This is a genomic window from Rhizobium sp. RHZ02 (assembly GCF_014851575.1).
GTDB classification, from domain to species: Bacteria; Pseudomonadota; Alphaproteobacteria; order Rhizobiales; family Rhizobiaceae; genus Rhizobium; species Rhizobium altiplani.
Genome location: NZ_JACUZX010000008.1, coordinates 29844 through 49309, shown reverse-complemented (window position 1 = coordinate 49309; position 19466 = coordinate 29844). Strand labels below are relative to the sequence as shown.

The 19466-nt window shown below is 60.0% G+C and carries 18 protein-coding genes and 1 pseudogene; 2 read left to right on the top strand and 17 right to left on the bottom strand.

The features are described from left to right. Nucleotides 1-151: 151 nt before the first annotated feature. The 4 genes from IB244_RS14635 to IB244_RS14620 form a co-directional block, all read right to left on the bottom strand. A complete protein-coding gene (locus tag IB244_RS14635; RefSeq protein ID WP_018857165.1) occupies nucleotides 152-451 on the bottom strand; it encodes a hypothetical protein in 300 nt (99 codons plus the stop codon). 102 nt (nucleotides 452-553) lie between these two features. After that, nucleotides 554-976: a secondary thiamine-phosphate synthase enzyme YjbQ gene (locus IB244_RS14630; RefSeq protein WP_018116230.1), complete on the bottom strand. Its 423-nt coding sequence runs from the start codon at nucleotides 974-976 to the stop codon at nucleotides 554-556. An 81-nt stretch (nucleotides 977-1057) separates the two neighbouring features. Continuing rightward, nucleotides 1058-1411: a DUF1428 domain-containing protein gene (locus tag IB244_RS14625; RefSeq protein WP_018857167.1), complete on the bottom strand. Its 354-nt coding sequence runs from the start codon at nucleotides 1409-1411 to the stop codon at nucleotides 1058-1060. Nucleotides 1412-1610: 199 nt separating this feature from the next. Next, on the bottom strand, nucleotides 1611-2606 hold the full coding sequence (locus IB244_RS14620; protein ID WP_018857168.1) for a LysR substrate-binding domain-containing protein: 996 nt from the start codon (nucleotides 2604-2606) through the stop codon (nucleotides 1611-1613). Nucleotides 2607-3094: 488 nt separating this feature from the next. On the opposite strand from IB244_RS14620, the gene IB244_RS14615 reads away from it, so the two are divergent. Continuing rightward, nucleotides 3095-4120 (top strand): porin, encoded by a 1026-nt coding sequence (locus tag IB244_RS14615; protein WP_025659304.1) that lies wholly within the window; start codon nucleotides 3095-3097, stop codon nucleotides 4118-4120. A 186-nt stretch (nucleotides 4121-4306) separates the two neighbouring features. Here the strand turns inward: IB244_RS14615 and IB244_RS14610 are convergent, their stop codons facing one another. The 11 genes and pseudogenes from IB244_RS14610 to IB244_RS14560 all read right to left on the bottom strand — a co-directional run bounded on the left by IB244_RS14610 (nucleotide 4307) and on the right by IB244_RS14560 (nucleotide 13895). Next, a complete protein-coding gene (locus tag IB244_RS14610) occupies nucleotides 4307-4687 on the bottom strand; it encodes a DUF427 domain-containing protein (RefSeq protein WP_018857170.1) in 381 nt (126 codons plus the stop codon). Nucleotides 4688-4798: 111 nt separating this feature from the next. Continuing rightward, nucleotides 4799-5686, bottom strand: a complete 888-nt coding sequence (locus IB244_RS14605) for a DMT family transporter (RefSeq protein ID WP_025659302.1) — start codon at nucleotides 5684-5686, stop codon at nucleotides 4799-4801. Nucleotides 5687-5755: 69 nt separating this feature from the next. Next, on the bottom strand, nucleotides 5756-6556 hold the full coding sequence (locus tag IB244_RS14600) for an AraC family transcriptional regulator (RefSeq protein WP_018116300.1): 801 nt from the start codon (nucleotides 6554-6556) through the stop codon (nucleotides 5756-5758). Nucleotides 6557-6668: 112 nt separating this feature from the next. Continuing rightward, nucleotides 6669-6830, bottom strand: coding sequence for a hypothetical protein (locus IB244_RS14595; protein WP_018116301.1), 162 nt, complete (start codon nucleotides 6828-6830; stop codon nucleotides 6669-6671). Nucleotides 6831-6910: 80 nt separating this feature from the next. Then, a complete protein-coding gene (locus IB244_RS14590; RefSeq protein WP_018116302.1) occupies nucleotides 6911-8116 on the bottom strand; it encodes a DUF930 domain-containing protein in 1206 nt (401 codons plus the stop codon). A gap of 162 nt (nucleotides 8117-8278) precedes the next feature. Next, on the bottom strand, nucleotides 8279-8572 hold the full coding sequence (locus IB244_RS14585) for a GYD domain-containing protein (RefSeq protein WP_018116303.1): 294 nt from the start codon (nucleotides 8570-8572) through the stop codon (nucleotides 8279-8281). Nucleotides 8573-8782: 210 nt separating this feature from the next. Next, nucleotides 8783-10834, bottom strand: coding sequence for an RNA polymerase sigma factor RpoD (gene rpoD, locus IB244_RS14580; protein WP_007534225.1), 2052 nt, complete (start codon nucleotides 10832-10834; stop codon nucleotides 8783-8785). Nucleotides 10835-10960: 126 nt separating this feature from the next. After that, nucleotides 10961-11236, bottom strand: coding sequence for a hypothetical protein (locus IB244_RS14575; protein ID WP_156828755.1), 276 nt, complete (start codon nucleotides 11234-11236; stop codon nucleotides 10961-10963). 56 nt (nucleotides 11237-11292) lie between these two features. Next, nucleotides 11293-11639: pseudogene (locus IB244_RS14570) on the bottom strand (GFA family protein). Nucleotides 11640-11648: 9 nt separating this feature from the next. Next, nucleotides 11649-12686 carry an L-threonine 3-dehydrogenase gene (gene tdh, locus IB244_RS14565; protein WP_018116225.1) on the bottom strand — a complete coding sequence of 346 codons (1038 nt, stop codon included), beginning with the start codon at nucleotides 12684-12686 and terminating at the stop codon, nucleotides 11649-11651. Between the two features lie 21 nt (nucleotides 12687-12707). Continuing rightward, entirely contained in the window at nucleotides 12708-13895 is a 1188-nt protein-coding gene (locus IB244_RS14560; protein WP_018857175.1) for a glycine C-acetyltransferase, read from the bottom strand. A gap of 194 nt (nucleotides 13896-14089) precedes the next feature. Between IB244_RS14560 and IB244_RS14555 the strand changes: the two genes are divergently transcribed. Continuing rightward, entirely contained in the window at nucleotides 14090-14923 is an 834-nt protein-coding gene (locus tag IB244_RS14555; RefSeq protein ID WP_018857176.1) for a universal stress protein, read from the top strand. A gap of 102 nt (nucleotides 14924-15025) precedes the next feature. On the opposite strand, the gene recQ is transcribed toward IB244_RS14555, so the two are convergent. Continuing rightward, a complete protein-coding gene (gene recQ, locus IB244_RS14550; protein WP_018857177.1) occupies nucleotides 15026-16882 on the bottom strand; it encodes a DNA helicase RecQ in 1857 nt (618 codons plus the stop codon). Continuing rightward, nucleotides 16879-18864, bottom strand: a complete 1986-nt coding sequence (dnaG, locus tag IB244_RS14545) for a DNA primase (protein WP_169681521.1) — start codon at nucleotides 18862-18864, stop codon at nucleotides 16879-16881. Before dnaG ends, recQ begins: the two co-directional genes overlap by 4 nt. Nucleotides 18865-19466 lie beyond the last annotated feature (602 nt).

Sequence of the window (19466 nt, the reverse complement as noted above, 5' to 3'; positions counted from 1 at the left end):
TACGGCAAAGGCCTTCCCCATTCGCTACACTCTTGCCGGCAAGGTCAGGTCCAACCCTTCCGGATTTGCGCATTCATATGCGATTCGCACAGAGCAGGCCGAAAATGGCGCGGGCAAGGCAAGCCGAGGGCGCCATTGTGGACGAAGTCATTTAGCGGCGGATCACGGGGCAACCGCGAACGTTGGCGAAGACCATCTGGTCCCAGCCGCGATGGTCGCGGCCCGAAACGACGACACGGCGCGGCGTAACGTTGGTGACGCGCGCTGAGCGCAGACCCGACCAACGTGCCTTCTGAACCGCCTGCACGGGCGAGCAGGCATGCATTGGACGGTGCTGAACATGGACTGGTGGACGTCCCCATTCCGAAGCCGAGGCATTCGGCGTAGCGAACGGAATCGAGGCCAATGCGATAAGAGCGGCAAAGGAAGCCTTGGTGATGAAATGGGTCATGATACGACTCTCTAAATGGTTGCTTACATCTCCCGTACGGGATTGTGCAGACCATAACCCTATGAAAATGAATGATCTTCGAACTGGCCGTTCAGTTCAGGTTCAGCCGCCGAGATGCAGCACGATCTCGCGCCGATGCGGCCTGTCGCGGTGTTCGAACAGGTAGATTCCTTGCCATGTGCCGAGTGCGAGCCGACCGCCGATAACCGGAACGCCGATGGAAACCTGCGTCAACGCGGCTTTGATATGCGCGGGCATATCGTCGGGACCCTCCGTCGTATGGACAATCCAACGCATCGAAGGATCGGAACTGGGTGGCACCAATCGACGGAAGAATCCGTCGAGGTCGGTGCGAACATCCGGGTCGGCGTTTTCCTGGATGAGCAGCGAGCATGAGGTGTGGCGCACGAAAACCGTCAGCAGCCCTTCGGCCGCGCCAGTGGCGCGAACGAAAGATGCTGCTTCTGCTGTAAACTCGTAAAATCCTTGCCCCCTGGTGGAAATGCTGATGATCTTCTGGGGCATGAACGATGTTCCACTTGCATATCTCTTGCGAGACGAGACGTTCGGCTGACCTTATGTCAGTACCGCATTTCCTCCGAACTCTCAAAGCTGCAGGAAGGGAACGAATCCACCGAAAATCATCCGTTTGCCATCGAAGATGGACTTCCACGCGTCGCCTTGAAGGCGCGGGTCTGCCATCACCTTCTTCATGATGTCGTCCCGGTCCTGGCGTGAGCTATAGACGATCCAGGAAAAGATCACGACTTCATCATCTGCCGCCTGGACCGCACGGGGAAACGAGGTCAGTTCCCCATATGGCACATCATCGGCGATGCATTCGACATATTCCTTGGCCCCATAGGACTTCCAGACTGCGCCGGTGGTGGCGGAAAAGGCCTTGTACGCCTCGATGTTCTTCTGCGGCACAGCCACGACGAACCCATCGACATAGGACATGTTTTTCTCCCTTAGCGTTGTTGCGCGTCCAAGGACGAACGGAGGCGGCTTGGACCGACATCCCTCTTCAACTTAAGATTAGGCAGGATCGGCGATAGGCAAGAGAATTGCCGCCGGGAATAATTTCGAGCCGACTGTCGACAGCTTCTCTAGGGCGCGGCGAATGGCGAAGATCGGCGTCGCTGCGCTCGGGCGCGGGCTAAGCGCCGGACAACTCGATAAGCCGCTGCGCCTGCATGTCGGCCTCCTGGCACTGCGTGGTGACGCGCAGCGTTCGGAACTGTTCCACGAGAAAGTCGACGAGCGCCCGAACCGCAGTCGGCAGTCCTCGAGAGGCCGTAAAGACGAGATAGATCGTGGCCTGCGACATCCGGTAATCCGGCAGAAGGCGGACCAACCGGCCGTCGCGTATCCCCTCGGCGCAGATGTGGTCGGGCAAAAGCCCTACCCCGACCCCGGCATAGATAGCCTCTAGAATCGCCGACACGCTGCGGCAACTCATGCGTGGCTTGTGCTGGTGCCGGTATCGAGTGCCATCCGGTCCGGTGAATTCCCAGACATCCAAATCCTGCCACTCCGTCATCGGCCCGGCAAACGATACCGTTGGTGCATCGGCAAGACATTCGACGCCTTCGATCGACGGCAGCGAGCTCGCAACCTTCTGGTTGGCCACAAGGATCAAATCCACCTTGCTGAGCACTCGCATCGTCAGTTCAGAATCGGTCTCCTCGGTCAATTGCGCCCGAACTGCAAGATCAAGGCGCTCATCGATGATGTCGACTCGCCGATCCGTGGTGAGTATCTGCAGCTGCACCTTGGGGTATCTATTGAGAAACTCCGGGATCATGGTGCCAAGAGAGCCGTCCAGCAATCCGTGCGGCACGCTTATGCGGATTTGCCCCTGTGGCTCGCCGGTTGCATCGTTGATCGCCTTGGCGGCGCGATCGGCTTCGCGCAGCATGTTTTCGCAGTGATTGTAGAAGGCGCGTCCGATTTCCGTCACCCGGAACCGGTTGACCGTTCGCTCGAGCAGCCTGACACCAAGCCGCGTCTCCAGCGCAGTGATGTGCCGGCTGAGCTTTGATTTCGGCATGTTCAGCACCCGCCCGGCGGCGGAAAAGCCGTTGTGACGAACAACTGCGGCAAAATAGACGAAATCGTTCAGATCCTGGAAAACACCCTCTGCATTGAGCATGGGGCACCCCTTTCAGTAAGCACGACAGGCCGGCGGCCCGTTATCGCTTACCTGTCCCGGCAGATGATGCCAACCGCCACGAACAAGATTTCGTTCCAAATTTGGAACACTGCGTTCCAATCAGCGCCCTTCAGTTCGACCGGCGGCGGGACTATCTGCGGGGAGATTTCCTTTGGCGCCATTGCAATGATGGCGCCAGACGCGCTCCCACGAGCCTCCGAAAACAGCACCGGCCACCGCGATGCCCCGCAGAGTTGCGGCGCAAGGTGTCTTTGCGCCTAAGTGATTGATATTGTTACATAAAAACCACACAAAGAGCCAAACGGCTGTCTCAACGAGGGATTTTCATACCGGGAGAATTGATAGATTTAATCAAGGATGAAATTAAGGCTTCGGCGGTTCGCTGATCCGCCAGCCGAAAGGCAGACTATCGGAACCGCCCCGTCTCCCACGGTGGCAGTTCACTCGAAAAGGAAATGGATTTTCAAATGAACATACGGATGGCTTTGCTGACCTCCGCCGCAGCATTTGCTGCTGCGTCCACGCCGGTCTTTGCTGCTGACGCAATCGTCGCAGCTGAACCCGAGCCAGTTGAATACGTCCGCGTCTGCGACGCGTACGGCACGGGCTACTTCTACATCCCGGGCACCGAAACCTGCCTCAAGGTCAGCGGTTACCTGCGTTTTGAAGTCTATGGCGGCCCGGATCAGAAGGGCACCTCGGACTGGAACGCCCGTACGCGCGCTCAGGTTCAGTTCACCGCCAAGAGCGACACCGAGTATGGTCCGCTCACCGGCGTTATCGTTCTCCGTAACAACGGCGACAACGCTTCGACCAACTCGACCCTGGACTCGGCATATATCGACATCGCCGGCTTCCGCGCTGGTCTGTTCTACAGCTGGTGGGATGACGACCTTTCCGGCGAGCCGGACGTTCTCTCCAGCTTTGAAACCCTGCACAACTCCATTCGCTACCAGTATGAAAACGGCGATTTCTACGCCGGCATCAGCGTAGACGAACTGGAAGACGGCTACTTCAAGGACGGTGAAAACCCGAACAACGTTGGCGTCGCCCTCGGCGTTGGCGGCAAGGCTGGCGTAGTCAGCTACCAGCTCATCGGCGGCTACGACACCGACAACGAAGAAGGCGCTGTTCGAGGCATGATCTTCGCTGATATCGGCCCTGGCACCCTCGGCCTGGCAGGTGTCTATGCATCTGGTCCGAACTCCTACTACTCTCAGTCGGAATGGACTGTTGCGGCAGAATACGCGATCAAGGCGACCGACAAGTGGACCATCACCCCGATGGCCCAGTACTTCGGCAACTACGTTCCCGATCTCGACACCTTCCACGGCAACTCGTTCGACGGCCTCGGCGATGCCTGGAAGGTCGGCATCACGGTCGACTACCAGATCGTCGACAATCTCTATGCCAAGGCAACCGTCGACTACACCGATCCGGACGACGCTGACGAAGTAACGAAGGGCTTCTTCCGCCTGCAGCGCGCGTTCTAATCAAACTCCCCGGCGCCCTGGATCAACCTAGGGCGCCGCCTGGTACTGCGTTTTCTGATCCGATTGACCTCCGATCAGTTACGGGGACTGGTCCGGTTTCCCTGCCGGACCGTCCTTGTTTCCTCCCAAGAATCCGCGGCTCCGCGGCGAACACTACCTTATTCGGCGTTTCGCCCATGAGCTGCACTAGCCCGGAAACTCCTCAACCGAGTCGACCCGATCGGGATAGAAAGCGAGGTGCTCCTTGATCTCGCTGACAGCGGCATACGGACTTTCATAGGTCCAGATCGCATTCACGACCTCCGCACCGCCCAAAACAATGTTGAAATACGACGCCTCGCCCTTATACGGGCAGTAGGTATGGTGATCACTCCGGGTGAGAAGCGCCATATCGACATCAGCGCGCGGTATGTACTGAACGGCAGGATAGGACGCTTCCTTCAGCGACAACGCATTGCGACTATCGGCAATAGCCTGCCCGCGCAGCTTTATGACGACGCGCGCAGGATTGGGCGTGACGGTAATCGGGTGATCGGGACCGGGTATCTTCATCGATTGTGCAGACATCGGCAGCTCCTTCGGCCAGAACTCAGATATAGGAGCCGCGCCATCAAATTGCAGGAGCGGCCGTGGCGGGTCCTCGCTTCCGCCGCCCGTGAACGGCACCGGCAAACAACGCTACTTTGCCGCCATCGCCCGTCGCTGAAACAAGCCGAGTCCTAGGACAGCCGCCAGCACGCAGCCGACGCCGGCAACTTGGTTGGAATGCAGCGGCTCACCGAGTATCACGAAGGCCATCAATAACGCGGAAACCGGTGCGACTGCGGTGAAAAGCGACGCCTCGACGCCGCTCACACGCTCCGCCCCGGCATACCAAAGGATGAAACCGACAACGGTCGGCACCAGCGCGTAGTAGATCACTGCCGACATCGCACCTGCCGAGAATTCCCGTGGCACACCTTCTGCCAAGACGGCCGCCACCATGGCGACGCCGAAGCCAATCCCCGTCATCAATGCAGACTGCGTCAGCGCCGAGATCGGTGTGCTGAGGTTCTTGTTCAGGAGTATGAACAGGCTTTCGCAGATCACGGCTCCGAAAACCAGTGCGTTGCCAGGCAGGGATCCACTTCCGGCATCGGGTGAAAGCGCGATGAACAAAACGCCGGTTGTCGCCAGCACGATTGCCAGCACCATCGACGAACGAGGCTTTTCGCGCAGAACAACGACGGAAAGCGCCCCGGCGACAACCGGCAACGTCCCGATGATGACGCCCGCGTCGGCCGCGGTGGTCAGCTTCAGGCCTGAGATCAGCAAGGTCGTGTAGCCAACACTGCCCGCACCGGCCTGAACGAAGACGATGATCCAGTCGCGAAGCGGCAAGCTTGGCAGGCGGGTCCCGGTCATACCCATCAAAAGTAGGAAGAACGGGAAGGCAGCGGCGAAGCGCAGAGCTGTCGCCGTGAACGGCGGCATGCCTGACGCAATGACCCGGCTTGCGATAACGGTGCTGCCAACCGTGATCATCGCCAGAGTCAGATAGAGGTAACCTTGCAAATGTCGCTGCATCGCCTTCTCCTGTTTGCGCAGAAGAAAGACCATAATTATCTAGCGATCTTGTATGAAATTGCAGCGCAGTTAGGCGACCGCATTGGCATAGGCGCGCGGAGAGACCCCATACTTCCGCACAAACACGCGCGTCATGTGGCTTTGGTCGACGAAGCCGCTGGCAATGGCGGCCTCCGCCAAGGGTGCGCCGCCCGCGATCAGACGCCGCGCAAGATGGATGCGGCGCTGGACCAGATAGGCATGTGGCGTCATGCCGGTTGCTTTCGCGAAACCCCGCAATACCTGAAACCGGCTGAGCCGGCTCGCACGGGCCAGGTCGGACAGAGAGATTGCCGCTGTAGGATCGCAGTCGATCATTTCCTGCGCGGTCCGAATGGCCTGGGGTGCACCCGGCCGATCGTTCGGGACGGCCTCCGCAAAGACGCGGGCGACGAGTTCAAGCAGGGCTTGCTCCAGCTGCAGTTGCCGCCCTCCCTCGTTGGTCAAGAGCGCAAAAACTGCCTCGAAGTGCGCCGCGATCGCCTTGTCATGCAGCACCGGATGCGCAATCTCGACCGCCGATCGTCGTCCCCCTGTAACTTCGGAGAGGTTGGCAGTGATCACCGCAGGGTCGAAGTAGAGGATTCGCCACGACCTGCCCTCACCGATCGGCGTGCCATCATGCACTTCGTTCGGATTGACCGTGATGATGTCGCCGGCACCAGCCTCGACCATCCCACGCCCGCTCAGCGATTTCTGCGCACCTGACGAAACCAGCCCGATGCCGAACTGCTCATGAGTATGGCGCGCGAAGCTCCGGCCGCTACTGGCAGCCACGGCCTCAATGCCGGCAACCGCCGACCTGAACATGCGAAATTGACTGCGGGCCATGAGTGGGCTTTCAGAGATGAAGCCGCATAGTGCCAGCCGAAGCCACCGAAAACAACGGCAAGCGACACCCCTCGCTGCCCATCGCCTCAAGCGATCATGCTGGCCAAAGTGCTCAATGGAGCGTTTCGCCCAGATCCTTGTCTGCCAGAATCGCCCAGACATCATCGAGCGCGGCAACCAGGATATCGGTGAGCTCGTCTCCGCGATTCTCGAAAAAGGCAGCCTTGGTCGCTTCATCCTGCAGTTCGAAGAAGCGCTCGATTTCGTTCGACATCTCATTGTCCTTTCACGCGCCACCGACATGTGGCGATGGGAAAGGGTTAAAGGGACTGTCTTGCGCCGAACTGGTGAACGCTAGTCCATCGGGAAACGGCGGCTCGCCCATTCGCTCCTTGGAACCGGATTGCCGACGGCAAAGCTGAACGATTGGATTTTCGTGGCCCCATCGTCCACCTCGCAACGGAAACTGACATCATACCAGCGGCCCGCAGCCCGAAATGCGCCTTTCCGGACCTGGAGAACGGTGCCCTTTGACAAGCGGTAGGATGGCAGGAGTTCCGGCCGATATGACGGGGAACCATGCATCAGCTGCTGCCGAAGCTCCGTGCCGCAGAGTTGGTCGACACGAACACTCCGCGGCAGATCGCCCATTGCGGTTCTCGCCACTGGATCATTCGTCATATTCTGCGAGAACAATGTCTTCGCCTCCGTCAGCTCGACGGGCTTGTCCGCCTGTGCGGTTGCCGTCGCATCGGGCTTCGTTGCATTGGGCGGTTTGCCCTGCTCAAAGCTGGTCTTGGCCTCGCTTTCGGCGCCGGCGGCTGGACCGTTCTTCTCGGCATGGCTTTCCGCCAGGTCGACCCGCGGCAGGTCGACATCATCAGGGACCGGATTGGCCGGCGGTTCCTTGCTTTCAGGTGTCTTGGCTGCCTCTGTTGTTTGCTCCGGTTTCACCTGATCTTCCTGGGTTTCAGGCTTGGGTTCAGGTGAAGGCTTCGGCGTATCAGACTTTACACCCGCGACGGAAGCATCCCCCTCGGTCGATTTCTCCGGGCCGGTATCCTTGTCGCCAAATTCCGTCACCGGGCGCAGCACCGGCAGCGGCTGCCCCTTGCCAGACTGCTCCTTGGACTTGGCATCCTCTGCAGCTGCTGCTTCCGGTGGCTTTTCCGGCGGTTTCTCTTCCGGCGCCTTTGCCTGCTCCGGCGGCGGAGGCGGTGGTGGCGGAGGCGGCGGCTGCTCGGCCTTCTCTTGCTTCGGCGGTTCCGGCGGCTTCTCGGCCGGCTTTTCCTCCGCCTTCTTCTCCTCGGGTTTCGGCTCCTCTGGCTTGGGCTCTTCCGGCATCTTCAATTCCGGCGGCTTCTCCTCGGGTTTCTTTTCCTCTGGTTTCTTTTCTTCTGGCGGTGGCACGAGGTCGACGCTGACGGTTTCCTCCTCCGGCTGAGGCGCAGGTACGGGCAGCTTCACGAGAAAGAAGCCGACGACGGCAAGGTGCAGCAGAACGGAGGCAAAGATGCCCCAGCCGAATGCTCCCCATTTCTTTCCCGAAGTCTGTTGCATGCCTACGAACGATGCCCTGCGCCACGCTACCGATGTGGCCTTTTAAGAAGGCATCATCAAGCCGTAAAACAAAAAAGCCTCGTGTCACGCAACCGCAACCGTTTTCGCGCGGCACGTCCTCCACATGTTTGCGCGTATTCGCCTCTGCGAGAAGGTCAAGGGCTATCCGAGCGAGCCTATGATCTCGCGATAGGCAGCCTCCGGAAACGCCTTTAAAGTCTTGGTGCGCACATTACCCGCCATCCCAAGCGACAGCCCGAAGCGCGCCATGACAGCATCGTCAGGCGCCTCGCAGACAGCAACCATGTCGTGATCGCCCAAGGTAAGGAAGAAATTCTGGAAGGAGCCGCCCATGTCGCCAAGCAGCTTCTTTGCCGCGTCCAGGCGCTTTGCCGAGTCGCGAACGTTGCGAATTCCCTGATCCGTCCAATTAATAAGCACGATGTAAGTGGTCATTGCACACCTCCCACCGGAGGGTCTTGGCCCTACGCAACAGGCTATGGCGACCTTCGCTCACGCGCTGTGGTCGGTCCTGTCCCCCGTAGTGTCTACCTTACTCCTGTCCCCATGCGACAACAAGAAATGCCACGGCCCGCAAGGGTGCCAGAAAAGCAAAAGCCGGGCACAGGGCCCGGCTCTTGGATGTTTCCAGTCGAAGGTGGAAGCTTAGCTGTCCAGGAAGCTGCGAAGCTTTCTCGAACGGCTCGGGTGCTTCAGCTTGCGCAGCGCCTTCGCTTCGATCTGACGGATACGTTCGCGGGTAACCGAGAACTGCTGACCGACTTCCTCGAGCGTATGGTCGGTGTTCATGCCGATGCCGAAACGCATGCGCAGCACGCGCTCTTCGCGCGGCGTCAGTGATGCCAGAACGCGGGTCGTCGTTTCGCGCAGATTCGCCTGGATGGCGGCGTCGATCGGCAGCAGCGCGTTCTTGTCCTCGATGAAATCGCCGAGGTGTGAATCCTCTTCGTCACCGACAGGGGTTTCGAGCGAGATCGGCTCCTTGGCGATCTTCAGGACCTTGCGGACCTTTTCGAGCGGCATGGCAAGCTTTTCGGCCAGTTCTTCCGGCGTCGGCTCGCGACCGATTTCGTGCAGCATCTGGCGCGACGTGCGGACGATCTTGTTGATCGTTTCGATCATATGCACCGGAATACGGATCGTGCGGGCCTGGTCGGCGATGGAACGGGTGATCGCCTGACGGATCCACCACGTCGCGTAAGTCGAGAACTTGTAGCCGCGGCGGTATTCGAACTTGTCGACCGCCTTCATCAGGCCGATGTTGCCCTCCTGAATGAGGTCGAGGAACTGCAGACCACGGTTCGTGTACTTCTTGGCGATGGAGATGACGAGGCGAAGGTTCGCTTCGACCATTTCCTTCTTGGCGATGCGGGCTTCGCGCTCGCCCTTCTGCACCATGTGCACGATGCGGCGGAATTCCGAGATCGAGATGCCGGTTTCCGTTGCGAGATTCTGGATCTCCTGGCGGATGTCGCGGATCGTCGTGTTTTCGCCCTTGGCGAATTCCTTCCAGCCGCGTGCCGCCAGATTGCCGATCGACTTCATCCAGTTCGGATCGAGTTCGGCGCCCTGATACTGCTCGAGGAACGAGTCGCGCTTGACGCCGTAGGATTCAGCGAGACGCAGCAGGCGGCCTTCGTTCTGAACGAGGCGCTTGTTAATGTCGTAAAGCTGCTCGACGAGGGCGTCGATGCGGTTCTGGTTCAGCGACAGAGACTTGACGGCCTTGATGAGCTCATCCTTGAGCTCCTTGTACCGGCGCTCCTGGGCAGACGACAGCGTGCCGGTGGCAGCGAGCCGCTGCTCGACCTGCTGGTCCTGAAGCTTGCGCAGCTTCTTGTAGGTCTCGGCGATGATGTCGAGCGTTTCCATGACCTGCGGGCGCAGTTCCGCTTCCATAGCGGCGAGCGACAGGTTGGACTCGTCTTCGTCTTCTTCTTCCTCTTCCGGAGGAAGGCCTTCGCCGCCGACATTGGTGATGTCGTCGTCGCCAGAACGGACGCGGCGCGTCTTTTCCTTCTCTTCGGCGGCCTTGCGGTCAGCCTCGATCTTCTCGGGGCTTTGGAACTGCGGTGCAGCCTTGGCTTCCGGGCCGGAATAGGTGGTTTCGAGGTCGATGATCTCGCGAAGCAGCGTCGTGCCTTCGTTGAGCTCATCGCGCCAGATGATCAGCGCCTGGAACGTCAGCGGGCTTTCGCAGAGGCCGCCGATCATGGTTTCGCGGCCGGCCTCGATGCGCTTTGCGATCGCAATTTCGCCTTCGCGCGACAGCAGCTCCACCGAGCCCATTTCGCGCAGATACATGCGAACCGGATCGTCGGTGCGGTCGGTCGGTTCCTTCTTCTTGGCGGTCGCAAGGGCAGTGCCGCCGGAAGGTGCGAGCTCGCCGCCTTCGCTCTCGTCGTCGGAGCCGGAATCATCATCGTCGCCGCCGGCCGTGGCTTCCTCGGCTTCTTCGTCTTCGATGACGTTGATGCCCATGTCCGACAACATCGACATCGTGTCTTCGATCTGCTCGGACGTCACTTCTTCTGACGGCAGGACGGCGTTCAACTCGTCCATCGTTACATAGCCGCGCTTCTTCGCGGCCTTGATCATCTTCTTGACCGCGTCATCGGAAAGATCGAGAAGAGGGCCGTCGGTGCCGCCGTCGCGTTCGACTTCCGCTTCTTCGTTTTCTTTGACCTTGGTTGCCATTTATGTCGTCGCCTTCCTGACGCTATTCAAACTCGTCGCAGTGAACGGCCGCACGCAGCCGATACGCCGCAAACGACCGTCTCGAATCACCTAGTCTCACCTAACGGGATGAGATTTAATGCCTGATTAACCACGATTGCCGGCGCCGGACGACAGAGCTTCATTGTCATCAAATGTCCGGCCATGGTTGTGCGATCCGCCCTTGACCCAGTTCACCGCTTTCCAAGTCGAACGGTGATTCCCACATTTTTTGTTCTCGTCAAGCTTTTCTAGCAAAAAAGCCTCACAAAACCCGGAAAAAGCCTTATCCACAGGCCCGGAACCGCCCAAGCGATTGCCAACCATAAATAGGATGTCACCACGAGAAGACAAGGGCAGCAGGCATTCTTCCTGAACAGCCAAGTCGCCGCCAAGATTCGACGTGCCCGCCGTTTGTTTTGTTCGACCTCCGTCGAAGCTTAATGCGACTGCCCATCCCAGGGCTGGATCTCCAGACTTGCAAGATCAACAGCGGGAATGCAGCGAACGTTGATGCAGGCCATCTCAGCACCGTCAGGCATCTTAGCTTCCGCGAAGGGAGCGATGCCGCAAGTGCCGCAAAAGCGGTGCTGGATCGTGTGGGTATTGAACGTATAGGTGGACAGCTTCTCACGCGGCGTTCTCAGGGTGAACTTGTCGCGGGGAACGAAGGCGAGCAGCCCTCCGCGCCGTCGGCATAGCGAACAATTGCAATCAAGGGCGGAGGTGAACTCCCCTCCACCTCAAATGCGATGTTGCCGCAATGGCAGCTTCCTTCGTACTGCATCGATCCTCCTCAGTTCCAGTCCATAACCACCTTGCCTGAATTGCCCGAGCGCATCGCCTCGAATCCCTCCCGGAACTCATCGATCCCGATCCGGTGCGTGATAACGGGCGACAAATCCAGCCCGCCCTGCACGAAAGCAATCATCTTGTACCAAGTCTCGAACATCTCGCGACCGTAGATGCCCTTCAGGTTAAGCATCTTGAAGATGACTTTGTTCCAGTCGATCTCGAAGCCGGCAGGCGCAATGCCGAGGATCGCGATCTTGCCGCCATTGTTCATCTTGTCGATCATGTCGCGAAAGGCCGGCGCAGCGCCGGACATTTCAAGCCCGACGTCGAAGCCCTCGGTCATTCCGATCGACTTCATCACGTCGGTGAGGTTCTCCTTCGAGGCATCGACGACATAATCGATGCCGAGCTTGCGGGCGAGATCAAGCCGATGCGGGTTGATGTCTGTTATGACCACCTTGCGGGCGCCCGATCGCTTGGCGACCAGCGCCCCCATGATGCCGATCGGGCCCGCGCCGGTGACAAGCACATCCTCGCCGACGAGATCGAAGGAAAGAGCTGTATGCACCGCGTTGCCAAACGGGTCGAAGATCGCGGCGATCTCATCGGAAATATCGTCCGGAATCGGCACCACATTCGCCTCGGGAATGCAGACGAACTCTCCGAACGAGCCGGGGCGGTTGACGCCGACGCCGAGCGTGTTGCGGCAGAGGTGGCCCCTGCCCGCACGACAGTTGCGGCACTTGCCGCAGACGATATGCCCCTCGCCGGAAACACGTTCACCGACATGGTATTTCGTAACCGCCGAGCCGATCTCAGCGATCTCGCCGCAGAATTCATGGCCGACGACCATCGGCACAGGAATGGTCTTCTGCGCCCACTGGTCCCAGTTCCAGATATGGACATCGGTACCGCAGATCGCGGATTTCTTCACCTTGATCAACACGTCGTTCGGTCCGACCTCGGGAACCGGGACATGTTCCATCCAAAGCCCCACCTCCGGCTTCGCCTTGACCAGCGCCTTCATCATGTTCGACATGATCTAACTCTCCCAAACCCTTTAAATGACACCGAGTTCGCGGCCGGCTTCGGCAAAGGCCGCAATCGTCCGCTCGACATCTGCACGTGAATGCGCCGCCGACATCTGCGTGCGGATGCGCGCCTGTCCCTTTGGCACGACAGGGAAGGAGAAGCCGATCACATAGACGCCCTTCTTCAACATGAGCGCCGCCATGTCCTGCGCCAGCTTGGCGTCGCCAAGCATGACAGGAATGATCGGATGCCCCTCGCCCGCCAAGGTGAAGCCGAGCTTCGTCATTTCGGAGCGGAACAGCGCCGCATTGGCTGCCAACCGCTCGCGCAGCGCATCACCGTTCTCGATGAGATCGAAGACCTTGAGCGACGCAGCCGCAATTACCGGTGCCAGCGTGTTCGAGAACAGATAGGGGCGCGACCGCTGCCGCAGCCAGTCGACGATTTCCGCCTTTGCCGAAGTATAGCCGCCGGAGGCACCGCCGAGCGCCTTCCCGAGCGTGCCGGTGATGATGTCGACCCGGCCCTCAACCCCGCAATGCTCGGCTGACCCGCGCCCATGCTTCCCGACGAAGCCGACGGCGTGGCTGTCGTCGACCATGACCATCGCACCATATTTCTCGGCGAGGTCGCAGACGCCCTGCAGGTTGGCAATAATGCCGTCCATCGAGAAGACACCATCAGTAGCGATCAGCTTGAAGCGGCTGCCTTCCGCCTTCTTCAGCTCTTCCTCCAGCGCCGTCATGTCGTTGTTGGCATAGCGGAAGCGCTTCGCCTTGGAGAGACGCACGCCATCGATGATCGAGGCGTGGTTCAGCGCGTCGGAGATGATTGCATCCTCCTCGCCGAGCAGCGTCTCGAAGAGACCGCCATTGGCGTCGAAACAAGAGGAATAGAGGATCGTGTCTTCCATGCCGAGGAAGGAGGAAATGCGGGCCTCGAGCTGTTTGTGCTCTTCCTGTGTACCGCAGATAAAGCGCACCGACGCCATGCCGTAGCCATAGCGGTCGAGCGCCTTCTTCCCCGCTTCGACAAGCTCCTCATTATCAGCGAGCCCGAGATAGTTGTTGGCGCAGAAGTTCAGCACGCGCTCGCCGGAGGCAACGGCAATCTCGCCTGCCTGCTTGGAGGTGATGACGCGCTCGGACTTGTAAAGTCCGGCATCCTTCAGTGCGGCAAGTTCGGTGCGGAGGTAGGAGAGGAATTCCGAGGTCATTGAATGCCCTTCTTGTGATGTTTCCCGATGCCCTGCACTAGCACATAGCCAAGAGCCTGTCTTGCCGTCGTCAACGCCGGATTTCGCCGCCATAGTTCGCCAAAGCATATCCGCGGTACGATTTTGACAGAGATCAATGCAGGTCGGCGCGAAAGGAGTAGAATCAGCTTCATCCAACAGAAAGGCGGGTCAAAATGACGATCAAAACCGTTCTAGCTGTTCTCGGCGTCGACCATTGGGCCGACGACCTCAGCAACGCCGTGAAGTTCTGCGAGGGTCACGACGCACATCTGACAGCGCTTGTGATGAGCATGGGTGCCGTGCCCGCGATCGCAACATACCAGGCGATCTCCACAGCGTGGCTCGACGAGCAGCAGCGCGAAATCGAACACCTCGGCGAAGAAGCTGCGGCAGTCAAAGCGGAACTGCGGAACGCCGATCTTTCAAGCGATGTGCAGGAAATCTACACAGAGTTCGCCTGGGTCGATGACGACATCGCCGAACGTTCCCTTTATGCGGACCTGGTTCTTGTCGAGGCTCAGACGGCGCGCAACGAGCCCCTGCGAAAACGCGTTATCGACGGAGCACTCTTTCAATCGCCGACCCCGATTTTGATCAATCCCGCCAAGAGATCGATGACGACGTCTCCGAAGTCGGTATTGCTTGCTTGGGACTCCAGCAACGAAGCCGCCCGTGCGGCGCGGCAATCCCTGGATTTCCTGAAAGCCAGCGACACGGTTCACGTGACACTTATTGATCCGGTCTCTTCAGCAACAGCAAACGGTGAGGAACCTGGAGCCGACATCGCGGCCTATCTTGCGCGGCATGGGATCAATGTCGAAGTTGACCGCGTGCCCAGCGGCGGACGGCGGGTGGACGAGGCATTGAGGCAGCACGCCCTCGATGTCGCGGCAGATCTCATCGTGATGGGTGCCTATAACCACCCACGCCTGCAGCAACGCCTCTTCGGTGGCGTAACACAGTCCATGCTGAAAGACAGCACCGTTCCGATGTTTCTATCTCGGTAAAGTTTGGTAAAACGCGTGGCTCGAGACGGGGGGCTTTGGATCCTAAAGACCTTGAAAGCGTCAGCATGTCATGCCCGATCCAACCGTCACCCTCGGCGCAGCCTAGTCATCGTGACCGAGGATCACATCCAGAAACGCATCACCGTAGCGCTCGAGCTTCGACTGGCCTACCCCCGAGATGTTGAGCATCTCCTTGTGCGTCCGCGGCCGCTCGGTCGCGAAGGCGATGAGTGTCGTATCGGGGAAGACAACATAGGGCGGCACGCCGAGCGAGCGCGCGATCGCCGTCCGCTCCGCGCGCAAGGCTTCGAAGAGCACGCCGTCTCCGCCTGAAAGAACGGAGCGCCGCTCGACCTGCGCCGTTCGTTTCGAACGTCGTTCCGCAACCGGACGATCCTTGCGGAAGAAAACCGGGCGTTCGCGCTTGAAGACGGCGCGGGCCTCCGCCTCGAGCTTCAGGGCGCCGAACGCTTCATTGTCGACGCGGACCAATCCCATCGCAAGCAATTGCCGGAATACCGATTGCCACGTGCGGGCCGGCAGATCATTTCCGGCGCCAAAGACCGGCATTGTCGTGTGGCCGAAGCGTTCAGTCTTCTCGTTGACGTTGCCGAGCAGCACATCCACGACATGCCCGGTGCCGAACCGCTCGCCGGTCCGGTAGATCGCGGCAAGCGCCTTGATGGCTGCCTCCGTCCCGTCCCAGGTCTCGACCGGCTTCAGGCAGGTATCGCAGCCACCGCACTTGCCGGCATGCGCCTCGCCGAAATGCGCAAGGATTGCCTGACGGCGGCACGAGGCGGTTTCGCAGATCGCCAGCAGCGCGTTCAGCTTGGAGCGCTCAACGCGTTTGATCTCGTCGGCCGCACCACCGTCGTCGATCATCCGGCGGCGCTGGATGACGTCGGCCATGCCGTAGGCCATCCAGACTTCGGAAGGCAGGCCGTCGCGCCCGGCGCGGCCCGTCTCCTGGTAGTACGCCTCGACCGAGCCCGGCAGATCGAGATGCGCGACGTAGCGCACATTCGGCTTGTCGATCCCCATGCCGAAGGCGACGGTGGCGACAAGGCAAAGCTCATCCTCTTTCAGAAAGGCATCCTGATTTGCATCGCGAAGCACCCTGTCCATGCCGGCGTGATAGGGAAGCGCCCGAATGCCCTGCCCGTTCAGCCACTCGGCCGTATCCTCGACCTTGGCGCGGGACAGACAGTAGACGATACCGCTGTTGCCTTTGTGTCCGGAAAGAAACCGCAGCAACTGCTGGCGCGGCTGATCGCGCTCGACGATTTCGTAGGAAATGTTCGGGCGATCGAAGCTGGTCGTAAAGACCTGGGCATTGTTCAGCGCCAACCGTTCGACGATATCGTCGCGGGTGTGCGAGTCGGCCGTCGCCGTCAGCGCAATGCGCGGCACACCCGGGTAGTGCTCCGCCAGCTTGCCAAGCTCGCGATACTCGGGGCGGAAGTCATGGCCCCATTGGGAAACACAATGCGCCTCGTCGATCGCGAAGAGCGAGATCCGCGCGTTACCGATCGTGTCGCGGAAGCCATCCATGAGAATGCGCTCCGGCGTCACGTAAAGGAGATCGAGCTTGCCTGCGGCAATCGCGCGACGAACCTCGATGAACTCCTCGCGTGACAGCGCCGAGTTCAGTGCCGCGGCCCTGATGCCGAGCTGCTTCATCGCCTCCACCTGATCGCGCATCAGCGCAATCAGCGGCGAAACGACAATGCCGACACCTTCGCGGCAGAGCGCCGGAATCTGGAAGCAGAGCGATTTGCCGGCCCCCGTCGGAAAGAGAACGACGGCATCGCCGCCGGCGACGACATGCTCCACCACCTGCTGCTGCTTGCCGCGGAAGGCCGGATAGCCATAGACACGGTTAAGAATGCCAAGAGGCGAGCGCTCCGCGCCGAACAGCGCATCGCCGGCAGAAAGTTGCTCTGTAGAATCCCTCAATGGCTAGCCGCTCCCTTGACGCGGCCGGAGAGCACGCCGAATCCATCGATGATCGCTTCCTGGTTCTCTAAGCGAAGCCCCTCGAAATGAACCTCCTGCAATGCGCGCATCAACTGATCGATCACCTCGCCGTTGCCGGCCTCGGTTGCCTCGGCGATCTCGCGTTCGAGCTCGATCTTCTGGAAACGCAGCGCTTTGGCGCGTTTGTGGAAGGCGAGCGCCTGCCGGTAGCCTTCGCGCGCATCCTCCATCGCAGCCTCCGATGTAGCGATCCAAAGGCGGGCATTGCGGATCTGCTGCTCGAGCCCCTGCAGCAATGAGCCGAAGCCTTGCTCTTCCATGCGCTCCAGCAGGTGCTCTCGCGTGAGGTGCGGGCCGGCCACGGCCGCGGCGGCGCCGAGCATGACAGACCAGAGCCGCTGAAGCTCGCGATTGTCGTAGTCGATCGAGGCGATTTCGTCGTACTCGTCCTGCATCAAGGCCGGATGATTGATAACTGTCAGCGCCAGAACGCTCTCGCGCAAGGCAGGCGTCTCCTGGTGGCCTCGAACCAGACCGGAGCGGGCGAGCCGATCGGAAATGCCTCCGCCGGAAAGGCGCGGGCCGCGTGGCCCCTCGTTGCCACGGCCACGGGATTGTCCGCCGCCACGATCAAAGCTTCGCCGCTCATTGCCGCGATTCTGGAATTGCGGCTGGAAGAAGCCGTTCAGGCGGTCGCGCATATCCTGCTGGTAGTGACGGCGCACATTCTCATCGGCAATGACACCAACCAGCTGCTTCAACCGCGCTTCGAGCTCGGCCTTCGCTTCAGGCGTCTCGAACTGCCCGGTATTGATCTCACGGCCCCAGATCATCTCTGCCAGCGGCTTGGCCTGGCTCATCACCTTGTCGAAGGGCGCACGGCCTTCGTTGCGCACCAAATCGTCCGGGTCCTTGCCGTCGGGCAACAGGGCAAAGCGCACGGTGCGCCCCGGCTTGATATGCGGAAGCGCCAGATCGGCAGCGCGATTGGCGGCGCGAATGCCGGCGCCGTCGCCATCGAAGCAAAGCACGGGCTGCGGCGTTATCTTCCAGAGGAGTTCAAGCTGGTTCTCGGTCAATGCCGTGCCGAGCGGCGCCACGGCATTCTCGACGCCGGCCTGATGCAGCGCGATCACGTCCATATAGCCTTCGACGGCGATGATCGTGCCCTCGCCGTTCGCACCCTGCGTCGCCCGGCGGGCGCGTGCGAAATTGTAGAGCACATTGCCTTTGTGGAACAGCTCTGTCTCGTTGGAATTGAGATACTTCGCGGGCGCATCCGGCGACATGGCACGCCCCCCGAACGCAATTACCTTCTCGCGAGATGACAGGATCGGGAACATGATGCGGTCGCGGAAGCGATCGTAGGAGACCGGCACCTCGGGACCATGGACCACCAGCCCACATGCTTCGATCTGTTCCTTGGCAATGCCCTTGCCCGCCAGAAACTCCTTGAGTGCGTTTCGGCTATCGGGGGCAAAGCCGAGCCGGAAGGTCTCGATCGTGCGTCCCGTCAGCCCGCGGTCGCGAAGATAAGCCCGCGCCCGCGCGCCGTTTGCCGTCTGCAACTGATCCTGAAAGTACTTGGTCGCAAGCTCCATCACGTCGAGAAGCGAAGTGCGCTCCTTCTCGCGCTTCTCCATAACCGGATCGGCAACCGGCATGGCAACGCCCGCCATGTCGGCGATCTGCTGCACCGCCTCCGGAAAATTCAACCCTTCCAGATCTGTGAGAAAGCGGAAGTGATCGCCGGTGACGCCGCAGCCGAAGCAGTGGTAGCGCCCCTTTCGGTCCTCGCAGTGGAAGCTCGGCGACTTCTCGCCGTGAAACGGGCAGCAGGCCCAATAGTCGCCGCGCGACACGTTGGTCTTGCGCTTGTCCCAGCTCACACGACGGCCAATCACGTCCGAAATCGGCACGCGATCGCGTATCTCGTCGAGAAAGGAATTGGAAAAGCGCATGTGAACCTCTTGATTGGGTCCATATAAGCAGGTTCATACGCAGATGCCACGGCATTTGGGCGAAAGCCGCGCTATTCACAGGACCATTGCCTGCTCAAAATTCTCCCGAAATGAGTGTTCAAAATTGCGTTACCGCCCCTGCGACAGGGGGTGCGACACTGACGGCAATAACCCCACGTTTTGCGTGCATGCAAGCAGGCGTCCCGACCGTCTCAGTTCTTGACTATCGTCAAAAACCGATTTCGGAACAACGGCTTCCGAATTGCTCCGACCGACGAATTTCATGTCGGCGCGCAGTAGCCTCCATCGCGCTTGCCACACCTAAGGCAGCCCCGTCGCCAATCATTATTTTTTTGTAATTTGAATCAGTTGCCGCGTCGCAATAACTTCAATGGGAAAGAAGCGATCCCCAAGCGAGGCACCATCCCTACCCCCGGCGCCGCCTCGCAAGGGTGTCTTTGCGAGTAACCGGTGGCTTGGATCTCGGTCCTGCGTCGCCACCGGAAGCAAAGAGCAAGAAGGCAGGAGCACCCCCAGCTCCTGCCTTCTATAATTTCACCTAAAAGTTTTATCTTCGATGTCTCCATGTCCGCTGTGGGCAG

Excerpts from the sequence above, each read along its gene's own strand:
- IB244_RS14635 (WP_018857165.1), bottom strand. The coding sequence starts at position 451 with ATGACCCATTTCATCACCAAGGCTTCCTTTGCCGCTCTTATCGCATTG.
- IB244_RS14630 (WP_018116230.1), bottom strand. The coding sequence starts at position 976 with ATGCCCCAGAAGATCATCAGCATTTCCACCAGGGGGCAAGGATTTTAC.
- IB244_RS14625 (WP_018857167.1), bottom strand. The coding sequence starts at position 1,411 with ATGTCCTATGTCGATGGGTTCGTCGTGGCTGTGCCGCAGAAGAACATC.
- IB244_RS14620 (WP_018857168.1), bottom strand. The coding sequence starts at position 2,606 with ATGCTCAATGCAGAGGGTGTTTTCCAGGATCTGAACGATTTCGTCTAT.
- IB244_RS14615 (WP_025659304.1), top strand. The coding sequence starts at position 3,095 with ATGAACATACGGATGGCTTTGCTGACCTCCGCCGCAGCATTTGCTGCT.
- IB244_RS14610 (WP_018857170.1), bottom strand. The coding sequence starts at position 4,687 with ATGTCTGCACAATCGATGAAGATACCCGGTCCCGATCACCCGATTACC.
- IB244_RS14605 (WP_025659302.1), bottom strand. The coding sequence starts at position 5,686 with ATGCAGCGACATTTGCAAGGTTACCTCTATCTGACTCTGGCGATGATC.
- IB244_RS14600 (WP_018116300.1), bottom strand. The coding sequence starts at position 6,556 with ATGGCCCGCAGTCAATTTCGCATGTTCAGGTCGGCGGTTGCCGGCATT.
- IB244_RS14595 (WP_018116301.1), bottom strand. The coding sequence starts at position 6,830 with ATGTCGAACGAAATCGAGCGCTTCTTCGAACTGCAGGATGAAGCGACC.
- IB244_RS14590 (WP_018116302.1), bottom strand. The coding sequence starts at position 8,116 with ATGCAACAGACTTCGGGAAAGAAATGGGGAGCATTCGGCTGGGGCATC.
- IB244_RS14585 (WP_018116303.1), bottom strand. The coding sequence starts at position 8,572 with ATGACCACTTACATCGTGCTTATTAATTGGACGGATCAGGGAATTCGC.
- rpoD (WP_007534225.1), bottom strand. The coding sequence starts at position 10,834 with ATGGCAACCAAGGTCAAAGAAAACGAAGAAGCGGAAGTCGAACGCGAC.
- tdh (WP_018116225.1), bottom strand. The coding sequence starts at position 12,686 with ATGTCGAACATGATGAAGGCGCTGGTCAAGGCGAAGCCGGAGGTGGGG.
- IB244_RS14560 (WP_018857175.1), bottom strand. The coding sequence starts at position 13,895 with ATGACCTCGGAATTCCTCTCCTACCTCCGCACCGAACTTGCCGCACTG.
- IB244_RS14555 (WP_018857176.1), top strand. The coding sequence starts at position 14,090 with ATGACGATCAAAACCGTTCTAGCTGTTCTCGGCGTCGACCATTGGGCC.
- dnaG (WP_169681521.1), bottom strand. The coding sequence starts at position 18,864 with ATGCGCTTTTCCAATTCCTTTCTCGACGAGATACGCGATCGCGTGCCG.